Consider the following 13,175-nt stretch of genomic DNA (forward strand, 5'->3'; position numbering starts at 1 on the left):
AAGCAAATATCGACGGTGGATATATGGACCAACCGCCGCACCTTGTCAACTTTTAGTTTTCAGGACAAGCAGATTCAGCATATGGTTGCAGTCTCGAACTTTACATCTAGCCTTGATCCCTGTGGCCCGTTCTGTAAGCAAGGCCAAAATTAGCCGGATGTCATGAAGGTGTGGTGCTGATCCAAGGTGGACATGCTACGGTATTTCAGAGGTATCGTCAACTTGACGAAGCATGCACTTGAATGTGGGATGCTCGGCCATGACTGACCGAGATCCTCTTTACCGCCGGCATCGTTTTCCCGCCGAAATCATCGCCCATGCCGTGTGGCTCTATTTCCGGTTTCCGCTCAGCCTGCGTATGGTCGAGGACATGCTGGCGGCGCGAGGGATCATCGTTTCGCATCAAACGATCCGGCTGTGGGCAGAGAAATTCGGCCGCACCTTCGCCAACCAGATCCGTCAACGTTCGTGCGGCCGGCTCGGCGATAAATGGCATCTCGACGAGGCCGTCATTTCGATCCGAGGCGAGACGCATTGGCTGTGGCGCGCCGTTGATCAGGACGGATTTGTGCTGGAGAGGTTGGTGCAAAGCCGCCGCAACGCCAAGGCAGCCAAACGCCTGATGCGTAAGCTGCTGAAGGGCCAAGGCCGTGCGCCACGTGTGATGGTGACCGACAAGCTCCGATCCTATGACGCCGCAAGACGAGAGGTCATGCCGGGCGTCGAGCATCGATCCCACAAGGGCCTCAACAACCGAGCGGAGAATTCCCATCAGTCAGTGCGACAGCGAGAGCGGGTCATGAAGCGCTTGAAGTCACGGCGACAGTTGCAGCGCTTCATCTCCATTCACGATCCGATTGCCAACCTATTCCACATCCCTCGCCACGACATTTCCGCCAGCCATCATCGCCAACTACGCGCCGCTGCTATGAACACGTGGCCGGAGATCGCTCGCATATAATCGGCAGATTGAGCAGGGAGGAATCCCGTCGCCTAACCGACGTTAAGTTTACGGTGCCCCGCAGCAGCTTCACCGCGACCACCAAAATCCTGGTGTAAGCGCAAGCCTTCTGAAAGACGCTAAAATTTGGATCGCCATTTCAGGCAGACAGACCATCAGGAGACAAAGTCGATCCCTGCCTCACGACATGCAGCTATAAAGGCGGTCCTGGCATCTTCCGGCCCGCAAAGCCCATTCATAGCGTCAAGGCACTTGACCCGAGCCCGATATCGAGCCGGAGAGGATCCTTCGAAAGGCCATTCTTTCATCAAGGCGTCATCCAAGTCTTCTATCGACGTCAATTCGCGATAAGCACCCTCGCCAGGAAGCCGAATTTGTACCCTCGCAATTTTTGGATTGTCCATGGGTCATCCTCGTACGCCGTGGTAGAGGTGAACGCGGAACGAGATTGCTGGTTCATCGCAGGCGCGAATTTCTGTGCGCCTTCTGAAGCCCAGTCCGTCGCCTTCATTTTAGCGTGCAGAATCTCGGCGCTCCACCGGCTCAAGGCCGAAACGGCCTCACCGCCCGTTCAAGAAGAATCTCGCGGACGCGAAAAAGGCACGTCAATCACAAATGCTTCATATCAGCTCATCGTAAATCGCAAAGCGAATCGACGAGCAGCGGAGTATCTAGGAGTTGCCCTCATGCTGATGGCTCTCACTAAGCCCGTCTGTTCCTACCCCCGGCCAGGCGGGCTTTCTTTCTTCAGCGTTCTTGAAAAGACATGATCAGAACCCTCTTCGATCATAGGGCTGATGATTGCTATCGCTATCGTCTGGGTTTTCGGCCTCGCTTGGGCTATGATCGGAATTGCCAAGGCTGTCGAGCGGAGACTGTGAAATATCAGCGAAAACGAGAGGCGAAGTCTCGGCGGGCGAGCGGCGATCTTTGAAGCGGAAATCGAATTACAGGTTCCCGGCGACATCTGTACATTTGACCGTAAGATCGTGGCCGGCGTCATCAGAATTTCGCTTCGTTTCTGTCGTCGATTTGCTGAAAGAACACGTTGCACGGCCCTGGCGAACGCATAAAGATGCGTTCGCCTGCGATAAGCTGGAATGCACACAGAGTATCTCACCAAATTGTCTTTGAAGCGCGACTCTCGCCCATTGCGCACTAATGCAATTGTACGCCGCTTTTCGCGAGAGCAAACTTGTGACAGCACGGGGCCAATTAGCGGGCCACCGGCGGTCATATACCGCCGGTGCAAATGGCTCATCCTCGCGTCAATAAAGACCAGCTGTCTCCACCGTCTTCGTCTTGCTATCCCGGCGATAGTTTGCTTCGATTGCTTTGCCAGTCACAGGCAAAGCGGCAGGCCGACGCGGCGCGACGGGCTTGACCGCACTTGCACTCGATTTGTGTCCCACATCGCAGTCGCCCGATGACGTCTTTTCCACGCGGGGCTGATCGCTATCATTGCCAAAGTAGCGTAGACGCGTCGTGCAGGTCTTGCCCCCTGATGTTGTGCTTATGATCGAATAGCCGGTCGCTCCCCTGGGCAGCTTGCTCAGATCTGCGCTCATTCCCGGAAGAATAGCCATACGCATGATTGCTGCTTGCTTCTGGTCTAACGCTGCCGAAATCCGCTCAATATCCATGAGAGGCGACGCGAAGATATCGTCATCAGCGGATACGATATTCCTGCTCGTACCCCCGCTAAAGCTAACATTGGCGGTTGATCACCGAAGTAGCGTATGTGCTCAACAGAACCGTCTCTAAGACGAACAATCAACTCGTGCGTTCGCTCGGATGCAACCGCACTGCCATACGCCATAAGGGCGATGGCCGAACCCATGAGGAGAGTGCAAAGCCTTTCCATAACAATCTCCAGCTCGTGTCAAAAATCAACAACCTCACTTCTCAACCGAAAAGCGCTGCTGCGACCTCAAGGATTTGCTGAACAGCGGCACTTTTGTGGCAAAGCCAAAAAGGATCCGTGCTGGGTGCTAAGGACACGGAAAGTTGATGGCAGCGATGATGATCTCAAGACCAGGGCAGGTGGAGCCTCTCATCACGGGGCCGGAAGCACGCAACTCTCAGCGCGCCGATTACAGTTCGCCGGCCGAGCAATTTCTTGCAGTCACATCATTTGGTCGCTGCGATCGTGGCTGCGCATATAAGAACGTTCGCGACGGCGGGCGACACGGTCGATAAGGCTGGACGCGAAAAGCGCCAATAACAGTAATCCCGGCCCCGTCATCTGGGCGGCATAGATCGCATGTTCGCTCCATTTCTGCTGAGCTCCGATCAAAGCGCCCGCAACTGAGGCGGCCAACGCAAACAACAGGCCGCCCACAGCCCCATCAGCGAGAGCCGTGACCACTGCCCACAAGAGAACGACAAGAAGCGCTGCGCCCCACATACTTACCTCCGCCTGAAATTACCGTCTCTAGCCTTCGAAGAACTGATGATACCCGATGAGGGCGAATAGATGCAGGAATCGCCGCTTCCAGTCATCTGCAGGCCACCCAATTGCCATATTATTGCGACGATGAGTGAACGACCCAGAGATTTCAGGACGATCAGTAGCGTGGGCGAGCCACGTAGCAATCAGGAGGGAATCTGCATCAGCGCTAAGGCGATCGCTCCCCGACCGAGCCTGCCACCATCTTGCACTTGCTCGAAGACAGTGCTGGGCGGCTTCACCCGCCCAGCGGAAAGTTCGGACGAAAATCGCAAGCGTCTTAGATCTCGGTCTGTGTCGTCTGTCTGGCCTTCGAGTGGTCTGTCGATGGCCGAATCCGTCGATCCTCTCGTGCGCGTGTGACTTCCTTCTTGAGTTTGGGAGCGTCAATAACGCAGCCCTGTTTATAGTCGAAATGCATCCCATCGCCGCAGGTAAAGTCGATCAGGGTGACAGGGATATTCAAAACATGGGGCTCCGCAGCTTGCGCACCCGCACTGGTCAACAGGCTTGCCGTAGATATGGCAAGCGAGAGCGATACTATTTTCCCAGCTTGACGAATGATCGATGTGTACTTCATCGGTGCAACCCTCATCTCTTTCACCCGCAGTCATTGGCAATTGAGCGTCGCGTCGGACGGGTGGTCGCTGTGTGTTGCCTTCCAAAAGATCACGTTGAATAGGATCTTGAGGAGGAGCGACGCTCCTGCAATCAGGTTTGAAATATCTTCCATGGGATCGGCGGACCGCCGTCTTGGAGGTTGATGCCCCATTGCGATCCGGAAGGCAGCGACCTTCTTGCGAAACGGCGATATTGCCTTGAAGGCACTTCCATACGTGCGATAGTTTTTCCTGACGAAAACGGGCTTCTCAAACCACTCCTGTGCCATTGGAACCTCCTGTCTTGGCTGATGTGTTCGTCGAAATTTGAGAGTGCCGGCGGTCAGGGCCGGTCCCTCTGATTTGGTAAAAGACGAATTTCCGTTCAAGGCCCTGACAAGAAAATCGCCGTGGCTCCGCGTCAACGGCCGATGGCTGGCGCCCTCGCGACGATGTCGAGCGACGAATATGGTGATAAAACGCGAAATTACAGGCACGATACGGATACTGGCGAGGGGGCCCACCGAAATTGACGCCGTGTCTCCCGATGAACGTGCGGTACCTAAAATAAAACCGTGGGGCCTCCTATGGCTGGTTGAAGAAGAAAGAACTCGGATTCCTTATCTTCGAGCCCGGCGATCGGTAGAGCACGTGGGTTGGCACGCAACAATATCTTCGATGCGTGCCGCTCGTTTGACGATCGGTGCATCCTCGGGCCCTAGAGTTTCCAGACCAGCTCCTCGTGAATATTTACCGTTGGTCGCCCTACCGATTCAGCGGGGACGCTTGCGAATTCTGGCCCTGCACAGACGAAAACATGCCGCCTCGGCATGCTTGAGAGAGGGGAGCGAATCTAAAGATAAATTCCGCCGAACAGCGGAGATCGAGGGAGTTGCTGTCACACTTAAACAGTCGATAGGCTCGGGGAGCGGGCGGCCCGAATCCTGGCCGACTCACATCGCTAGTGGACTGCGTGGCTGGCCATCCGGTAGGGATGCACGGCATTGAACTGCGAGATCATGGCCGCCGCCTGCTGTAGCACACGCTTGGGCTAATGAACATCGTCGCGGGCCAACTCGTCGGCATTGATGCGGATTGCCTCCGCCATGTTCGCCGAAAGCACGGCAAAGCGACGGTCGCCCTCAACAAAGGCTTGGCGTGCAGTCCCTTCCGTAGGTGGCACGTTGAAACTTGCTCACATTCCTACGTGTGCAGAGCATGGCTCCACTCACGCCAACAGTGATCACCCCGTGCCTGGCTCACCGATTCCCACAATCTGTTATAATGTTTGATGGAAACATCGACGTCCCACGGTTGACGGTTTTGCCCGGTCGATCAGAGGGGCAGTCTCATCTGTGACGGAGAAATCCGGGCGGTTTAGATATTACCAACCGTTGAAGAGGAATCTCGCGGACGCGAGAAAGGGACGTCAATCGCAAATGCCTCATATCAGCTCATCGTAAATCGCGGACTGTCGAGCAAAAGCTGTGGGAGATTATGCACGGGCTTGCGCGGAAGAAATTCGCGTCGAGGCAATCGGACGTCCGAACTGCCGGGCGTCGTGAATTTTCGTTGAATATCAAGCTTTAATATCGTAACTCCCTCCGGCTCGATGGTAAGTTCCTAAAACTTCCGTTTCACGATATGTCTGCAACGCTGGATTGGGCAATCTGGCGGAAGGCCGCTGCCAGATTAGATGAGCTCTGGCAGCGGCCTTCTCTGCGGGCGGGGCTCCTTCACCGTCGTCAATCGAATTCTGTTAACCCTATGCGAATGATCAAATCCGTCGTCATAGCAGCGATTGTTATCCTCATTTTCTGGGTCTTCGGACTTGCCTGAACCCTCGTACAGATTTTAAAGGCGCTCGGCTGGCTCGGTTAGGCAGGCGACGGCGCTCTGGCAGCTGGCCGGCGGTCCGTTTCGTAGCATTGTCATGCGCGCTGTTGGCATCCCGATCCACAACAGCTCAAGCACAGACCCTGTGGGCGTCCTTTGTCAGGCACTCCTGATGGAGGGATAGAGTTGCGCCGTCGCTTGCGCGTTTCTGCGCTTGCTCGACTTGTCAGACAAGCGAGCCGCCAATCCCAATGAGACAACCGCAGTTGAAAAGCGGAATACGTTGCGCGGCAGCAACAGCGTCTCGAAATGTTACGGGTGAAAATCAGTGGGTTAAGTCTTTGGTAACTCGCCCGTCTTTCGCATATCGGATCTGCTGTCGTCAGATCGCAGGGCGCAGCTGCCCATCAGTGTCGCGAAGTAGAGGTTCAGATCGCTTCCGCGGGACTCAGTGAATCGTAGTCGCGTCCTTCAAGATTGCCAGCAACTTTGCGACACGTCGCTGCGCTATGGGTTTTCCTTTTCACAATGATACCTAGATGAGCAAAAGGCCAGGCGCCGGAATTTCATCGCATTCAATTATGCGGGCCATTCACGCCGAGGCCCCAGTCGCCGCTGCGTGAAAATTCAGTGGCATTTCAGGAGGCAGCCAGTGGCAGATCCCATAGATGCGCTTGTCGGAGCCAAGATTCGTGAACTGCGTATAGCGTCAGGTATTTCCCAGCAGGCCTTGGCCAACGCAATTGGCACCACCTTCCAGCAGGTGCAGAAATACGAAAAAGGCAGGAACCGAATTTCCGCCAGTCGCTTGCAAGCTGTCGCAAGTGCGCTTGGCACAAACCCAGCCGTGTTCTTTCAAGCATCGGACTTATCATCCCCGTCAGATCCACGGCTTTCTGCGGAGGCAATGAAGTTCATATCCTCGTCGGAGTGCATGCACCTTACGAGGGCGTTCATCGCCATAACAAATCCTGCCATCAGGGCGGCGGTCCTGCAGCTCATCGTCGCGATCGCAAACCCAGCGGCCTAGAAGCCGCCCTTTTGCCGCGGCTAGAAATCGAATCCAGTTGGTAACTTGCTACTCGCCCGTTACTAGTTTGCCAATGCCACGACATCGAAAGCTTTGAAGATCGTCCAAACGATGCCTTCCTTCCGCCGGTCTTTTTTGGGAACAAAACCTGAAGTTCCCTAGTTCGAGACTCGCTTACGCCCCTTTGTAGGCCGGCCCGGCGCTACGGACACTCGCGCCTCGGCCTGCCTTGCCCCGCTATCCTGCGGGCCTTTCTTTCAAAATTGGGATCCTTTCGCGGGCCTCGCAGCTCGCCCCGCCCCACTTTGGTCATGCTGGTCTTTTGGCGCTCACCTCTCTTTCTCATGGCCGCGAGGTGCATGCCGCGTTTAGAGGCATCGAAAATGCTGCTCCCTAGAAGTAGCGTATCGAACGTTGAGCGCTGTGTTGGCGATTCCGCGACAACTTGAATGGCATCGAATCGTCATCGCCAGCGGCTGTTGCTGCTGTCGCGAGCGTCAATTGCGATTGTCGCATATCAGTCCGTGCCAAATCGCAAAGCAAATCGAAAGCCGGCGGTGTATCTAACTTCTGTCGTCATGCTGACGGTTTCCAGCAGGCCCGTCTGCCCCGCCCCCGGCCAGGTGGGCCTTTGTTGGGATTGGAATCCGACACAACATGCTCAGAGCCCTACTCGATATAGCGCTGATGGCCGCTATCGCTCTCATCTGGGTTTTCGGGCTCGCTTGGGCCATCATCGAAATCGCCAAAGCGCTCGGCTGGATCGGCTAAGCAGGCGGCCATTAGGTTTACCTCGCCCTCTTGAGGTCGGATTATGGCCTGCGATCGTCTTCCCAATAGGCGGAGTCTTCGATGGCGCATTCTTCGGGCGACATGCCGTCTTGCCCGCATTCCCGCCAATATCTTGAGGCAACGACCACCGCATACCAGCGCGGGACCAATCCAAACGGCTTGCGTCCGTCGGAACACAACAATTCTATCTGGGTGATAAACCGCCTGCAAAAATCTTCTTCAGTCATTATCGTCACGGCCGGCAGCAGTATAAGAATAGAACATTAACTGCCGATCAATCATCTCCCGAGCGGACCTCGGGGTCGAACATTTGGATTTCAAAATGTCAGCTTCGAAAATGCTTTCTCCTGAACGCGCGGGTCGGATCATCGCGCTCATGGCGGTGGCTCCGAAACCGATCCTTATCCATTGCCAGTCCGGATCCGACCGAACAGGTCTGATTGCAGCGCTCTACATGAAGGAGGTTGCGGGTCAAGATGCACAGGCGGCTGAAAAGCAGTGTCTTTCTACTACGGCCATGTTGGCCTCCCGGTGCTCTTCTCGGCGTATGCGATGGACAGGAGCTGGCATGCAATCGAGACGAGTAACGTTCGTCAGGCTTTAGAGCTGGCGCGGCTTATCCCGAACAGACACTTCGTTGACCGGTTGGCATTATCGTTCGCCGGCGCCGACAGAAATTTTCGCCAGGAGCCGCCGGTCCCTGTTGAACCCTGAAAACGTCGAAGCAATCTCATCTTCACCTGGAGATTTTCACACCGTGCCAAGGTTTTTTAGGAGACATCAAGACGACGACCGACAGGTACGAATTCAGGACTGCATTAGGTCGCAACGCGCTAGCGGTCGGGGGTATCCTCGCCCGGCAGCAACGATGCGCCCCCGCCAATCCCCCACTTCTGCGGGATCACAATCGAACAGTTGAATCACATACTGGATCGCCGAAGATGATTTGCTAATAAGAAAACCCGCCGGAAGGCGGGTTTTCTCTTGCCGAATCAGACATTCAGCTATTCTTGTGGCTGTGCTGGCCAGCCTTCACATGCTGCTCGTGGGAACCGCCACGAGTTCCCGAAGGCTGGTGATTGTTTGAAGGTGAAGCCTGCTTGGTGTCAGTGTTTTTGTGGCTTTGCTGACCAGCCTTGACGTGTTGCTCGTGCGAGCCGCCCTGATTTGCCATGTCATTTCTCCTTGGGTTTAATTCGAGATCGCCTCTGCGATCCCATCTGAAAAACCTCGGGGCGTCGGTGTGGTTCCGGAATTCAACATTTCGTGATCTCCACATTTGGATAGGCCCCTACTTCCCTCTGCGAGAAGCGGCGACATATTTTCGGAGGGGTCGTTGCTCAGCAGGCCTGGCGGATACCGCTTACGCCGAGAAAGCCGCGCATCGTTGATGGAGAAGTCGCCTGACTTCCCACTTCTGGAGGATGGTTAAATTAGGTATCTCCCCCACAGACAGAACGTTGATAGAACGAATTTGACTACGCCACTTCAGTAAGACTATTTAAGGCTTGCCCCGAAGCGACCCCGAGTAGTTTATTCGTCATGTTCAGGCAGGACGATAGGCGCCTTAATGAGACCAAGGAGAGGGCCATGGACCTTCAGCAGATGTCCGATCAGATGACCGGCAAGCCGGGTTTCGTTGCTGCGCTTGACCAAAGCGGCGGATCGACGCCGGAGGCGTTGCGTCTCTATGGTATCCCGGACACGGCCTATCACAGCGATGCCGAAATGTTCGAACTCATTCATCAGATGCGCTTGCGCATCATCACGGCTCCGTCCTTTACCGGCGAAAAGCTTTTTCAACCGCAGCAAGGTCAACCCTACCCAACGGAATAGCGACCGCTTGCCCGCCCTCGCCTGCTGTGGAGCGATGTCCAGACCTATCCCCTTGCCACCGCCTATCTCGACGCGACCGTGTTCGAAAAGGGACTCGGCGCAGACGAGTCCCTTTCGATATCGGCCACCATCCCTTGCACGCGTTTCGAAACTCGCCACGATCACAGTTACGAATGCAAATGTCGCCCGGTCGAACCAAATGCCTATCCAGCGCGTTGTCGGTCGTCACGGAGCTGCGATGAATCATTATGACAATTTTTTCAGGTCCAATCCCCGGATTTGCGTTCGATCCGACCGTCCGGCGCGCTGTACAAAATCTTCCTCAGCATAAGGTTGTGGATGCCGATGGCCGCTTCCAACAGCTGCTCGAGCGCCTGACCGAAGCTGAGAGCAACAGCGCCTCCCCGTCCTCCACGCGTGAGGAGGGCGCGGTCGCACCTACAGTTGGAGTGACTTATACACCTCCGGCTCGACGGATTGGGCATGAGCCGGAGCGGGCGCTCCGCACTTAGTTCGCAAAAGCGGAGCGACGCCTAGAGCCGGTCTAGCGTCAGTCGTCGGCAGTCTGGAACAATCCCCATAGAAAAAGGCCCCGCACTGCAGCGGGGCAGTCGGGCCGCGGCCGAGGCCAGACCTGGGAAGCGAGTTAATTCTTCTGGTGAACCCTAAGCTGAATGGATCAGGATCTGACCGCACTGATGCCATGAACTGTTGCACGCAGTTCGATGTTTGCCTCATTCCGCAGCCGAGGAGGTTCTAGGGACGGGAACAGTTCTTTTAACGTATCAATCAAACTTTTTACGGCGACATTCTCGCATCTGTAGAAAACAAGCTGCATGTGTTTGCGCGTTTTGACAACGCCCGCGTGCCTTAACCTCCTCAGATGCTGGGATACGGCCGACTGATCAAGGCCTATCGCCTCGTAAATGTCAGTGACGCAAAGTTCTCGTTCACAGAGGAGGAGAACTATCGTCAGGCGATGGGGATTGGCGACTGCGGCCAGCAGTGTCGAAGAAGCATCGATGTCGATCACATGCACTTCCCTTAACGCGTCGTTTGCTAGACGGTAGCCAACCGCAATCACTACAGCGATTCCGCATTTTCGCACCCTAACTGGCCGAAACTGCACTAGACAAGACGCAGGACGATCTTAAAGATTTCCGGGGGTCGAAAAATCGACTTTCGGGCCAATCGCATTGCCTCCCGGGCAGCGGCGAAATAATCGTCTGTGTCATGCCCCCGAAGAGATCGGGGGCATCCGGGCGGACGTCAGATCAGAACTGCTTGCGCAGTCCGATGGTAACCGCATTGGTCGTGAAATCCGTGCTCGACGACGAACCGTCGCGCGCGGTAAAGTTCAGGCTGTCGGCCGCGGTGTAACGGTAGCCGACATCGAGAGTGGTCTTTTCGAACAGCGAGGAGCCCGAGAAAACGCTCTGCAGGTTGATACCGACGCCAGCGTCGAGGTGGTAGGCAAACGCCGTGTCGTCGTCATCGATCAGGGTTCCAGCCCCGCCGATGCCCTGCTTGCGGAGCTTGACGTTCATCGCACCGATGCCGCCGCCGATATAAGGGGTGAAGACCGACAGGACGCCAGTCTGGCCCGCAGGGGCAAGCGGAATATCGAGGTAGCCGTTGACGAAGCCCTGGATGGTGTCGGCATCGCCATAAGAGTCGATGCCGCTAATGGCACCAAAGCCACTGATGCGATGCTGGTCAACGGAGGCGCTGCCGTAGCCGACTTCGAGTTCGACGCGCGGCGCGACGAATCCATAGGAACCGAAGTTGTAGCCGGCGCGAAGGGCGGTGTAGTAACCCGTGTCGTATTTCGTGTCGACGTTGAGGCCCGCCACATCGAAGTTCGTGTGCTTTAGGAAGTTCACCGAGCTGAGCGAGCCGATGTAGAAGCCCATACCGTTGTCGGAAGCAGATGGCGGCGTCATCGGGGGAACCATGTCTGCAGCGGACGCTGCCGAAACGAGCGACGTGGAGATGAGGGCGGCGAGAAGAAACTTGTTCATTTTGATATCCTGGAGCTTGCCCGATCGGGGCTTTCAAATAGGCGCTTTACGAAACTGAGATAGGGTTTGCGCTCCGCGGGGATCGAATTAAGGCGGACAAATCGTACTCATTGTCGTCACGTTCCCTAAGACTGTTGCTGTCGTGCCACTCGATAGACGCCCCGCGATAGACAATGCGTCCGCCAAACTTTAAGACCCATTCGGGCAGATCGCGCCTCAAAAAGCTGGGGCGCCTGTTCGCGAGCACATATGGCAAAATGGGTTGTCACGATTGCCGAGACCGCGACTGCCGGCGCGGTCCCTCGATCTCTTCGAGAATGCCGACTAATTTTCCATCAGGCATGCTCGCAGACCAGCACTTGAAGTCCAGCCCGCCCGCCCGGTGCATGTCTTTGTTGGGGCGGGGTGCCGCTCTTGATGGGTTGCATTTCGGTACAACAGAATTACATTCCCGCAGGTCGGCTCAGCAAGCCTGAGCAGTTCCCCTAGTTTTTATCGTGGTCCGTGTAGCTTGGGAGCACTTTGATGTCTTTGCTACCTCTTTTGAGCTTGCCAGATGAAAAGATCGATATCGTAACCGATGCCGTCCGCGGTTGGTGCGAAACCAGGCGTTGTAATGTCAACGATGTCCAAGGACGTGCCGCAGTGCAGACCGCAGTTGCAATCGCGCTTTCGACCGAAAGATTGACTATTGCGGATCTCTCAGCTCGACTGGAAGAGAATCTGATCTCTTCCGCTTAGGTATCGATAGAGCCCGAGCGGTAAGCGGCGGCATCAAACAAGCACCTGCGATAGCAGCCTTTTCGCTTGTCGGCGAATGCGGATGTTGTCGTGATGTCCGAGGAAGAAGAAGGCGGCGACGCCAGCTGATCCGCATTCGAGGCAGCGCCGAGGTTATCGATCCGGCGTATCACGATTTTCGCGTCGTGTTGTCGGGATCGATTATTAGTGCGTCGGACCGCAGACATTCGTCGCAAATCCCGAAGCCTTCTTCGTCGAAATCGTTTGCGCTCTTCGGTCTACGACAGCAATCGCAGATCATCACCGCACGATAGAATTTCTCCGGTACGAGAATCTCGACAAAAGGTCTCGTGTCGGCGGGTTCGGCAGGCTCTCCCATGACGGCCTCCTCACGAAACTTGACTTTATCGAGATGGGGATCCCCGGCCAGAGAATCCAGTGGCGAAATTTCAGGGCGGTCCGGGTCGATACTGTCGGGAATATATACCGCGAAGGCACTGGATTGGCAGCTCCTTTGCCCGAATCAACAAAAAGGAAGGGAACCATCTAGTACCAGGCCACAGAGATTATGACTCTTTGACAGGGTAAGCTTTGCGGAGTTTTTGGCGGGCATTTTCGGTTGTGAACATCCATTGGATCTTTGCGCCATGGGCGTTGCGTTGCTGCTCCCAGGCTGCGACTTCGTCTATTATGGTGTCTTTGCTGTCGATACGACGGTCGAGGCATTGGCTCCGCAGGACACCGATCTCGATCTCGACCATGTTGAGCCAACTTGCGTGCTTGGGCGTGTGGTGGAACTCCAGCCGCTTCAGCACCCTTCGAGCCTCCGGGGCAGGAAATGCATCGTAAAGCGCCCCGGCGGAATGGGTGGAGAGGTTGTCCATCACCACGCGGATGATCGGAGCGTCGG

General features: G+C 55.7%; 11 protein-coding genes and 1 pseudogene. 3 read left to right on the forward strand and 9 right to left on the reverse strand.

The window, feature by feature from the left end:
* The first annotated feature begins 259 nt into the window (after positions 1 to 259).
* Positions 260 to 961, forward strand: a complete 702-nt coding sequence (locus EV561_RS35515; protein WP_132528560.1) for an IS6 family transposase — start codon at positions 260 to 262, stop codon at positions 959 to 961.
* A 1,268-nt stretch (positions 962 to 2,229) separates the two neighbouring features.
* On the opposite strand, the gene EV561_RS35525 is transcribed toward EV561_RS35515, so the two are convergent.
* The 5 genes and pseudogenes from EV561_RS35525 to EV561_RS38290 all read right to left on the reverse strand — a co-directional run.
* Positions 2,230 to 2,604 carry a hypothetical protein gene (locus EV561_RS35525; RefSeq protein ID WP_132528562.1) on the reverse strand — a complete coding sequence of 125 codons (375 nt, stop codon included), beginning with the start codon at positions 2,602 to 2,604 and terminating at the stop codon, positions 2,230 to 2,232.
* A gap of 482 nt (positions 2,605 to 3,086) precedes the next feature.
* On the reverse strand, positions 3,087 to 3,368 hold the full coding sequence (locus tag EV561_RS35530) for a hypothetical protein (protein WP_132528563.1): 282 nt from the start codon (positions 3,366 to 3,368) through the stop codon (positions 3,087 to 3,089).
* 322 nt (positions 3,369 to 3,690) lie between these two features.
* Positions 3,691 to 3,990 (reverse strand): hypothetical protein, encoded by a 300-nt coding sequence (locus EV561_RS35535; protein ID WP_132528564.1) that lies wholly within the window; start codon positions 3,988 to 3,990, stop codon positions 3,691 to 3,693.
* A gap of 30 nt (positions 3,991 to 4,020) precedes the next feature.
* The gene (locus tag EV561_RS35540; RefSeq protein ID WP_132528565.1) at positions 4,021 to 4,299 is read right to left on the reverse strand and encodes a hypothetical protein; all 279 of its coding nucleotides are present in this window, start codon (positions 4,297 to 4,299) and stop codon (positions 4,021 to 4,023) included.
* A gap of 671 nt (positions 4,300 to 4,970) precedes the next feature.
* Positions 4,971 to 5,180, reverse strand: a pseudogene (locus EV561_RS38290) (hypothetical protein); the annotation flags it as partial.
* A gap of 1,317 nt (positions 5,181 to 6,497) precedes the next feature.
* Between EV561_RS38290 and EV561_RS35545 the strand changes: the two are divergent.
* Positions 6,498 to 6,875 (forward strand): helix-turn-helix transcriptional regulator, encoded by a 378-nt coding sequence (locus EV561_RS35545; RefSeq protein ID WP_165928040.1) that lies wholly within the window; start codon positions 6,498 to 6,500, stop codon positions 6,873 to 6,875.
* A 1,792-nt stretch (positions 6,876 to 8,667) separates the two neighbouring features.
* Here the strand turns inward: EV561_RS35545 and EV561_RS37500 are convergent.
* Entirely contained in the window at positions 8,668 to 8,841 is a 174-nt protein-coding gene (locus EV561_RS37500; protein WP_165928041.1) for a hypothetical protein, read from the reverse strand.
* 416 nt (positions 8,842 to 9,257) lie between these two features.
* Here EV561_RS37500 and EV561_RS35560 point away from each other — a divergent pair, with 416 nt between their 5' ends.
* A complete protein-coding gene (locus EV561_RS35560; RefSeq protein ID WP_188080187.1) occupies positions 9,258 to 9,503 on the forward strand; it encodes a hypothetical protein in 246 nt (81 codons plus the stop codon).
* Positions 9,504 to 10,182: 679 nt separating this feature from the next.
* On the opposite strand, the gene EV561_RS35565 is transcribed toward EV561_RS35560, so the two are convergent.
* The 3 genes from EV561_RS35565 to EV561_RS35575 all read right to left on the reverse strand — a co-directional run.
* On the reverse strand, positions 10,183 to 10,536 hold the full coding sequence (locus EV561_RS35565) for a metalloregulator ArsR/SmtB family transcription factor (RefSeq protein ID WP_165928042.1): 354 nt from the start codon (positions 10,534 to 10,536) through the stop codon (positions 10,183 to 10,185).
* Positions 10,537 to 10,777: 241 nt separating this feature from the next.
* Positions 10,778 to 11,524 carry an outer membrane beta-barrel protein gene (locus EV561_RS35570; protein WP_132528570.1) on the reverse strand — a complete coding sequence of 249 codons (747 nt, stop codon included), beginning with the start codon at positions 11,522 to 11,524 and terminating at the stop codon, positions 10,778 to 10,780.
* Positions 11,525 to 12,831: 1,307 nt separating this feature from the next.
* Positions 12,832 to 13,175 (reverse strand): transposase (locus EV561_RS35575; protein WP_207910664.1); only part of this gene is annotated, 344 nt, incomplete at its 5' end.

It is taken from the genome of Rhizobium sp. BK376, from assembly GCF_004341625.1.
Lineage (GTDB): Bacteria > Pseudomonadota > Alphaproteobacteria > Rhizobiales > Rhizobiaceae > Rhizobium.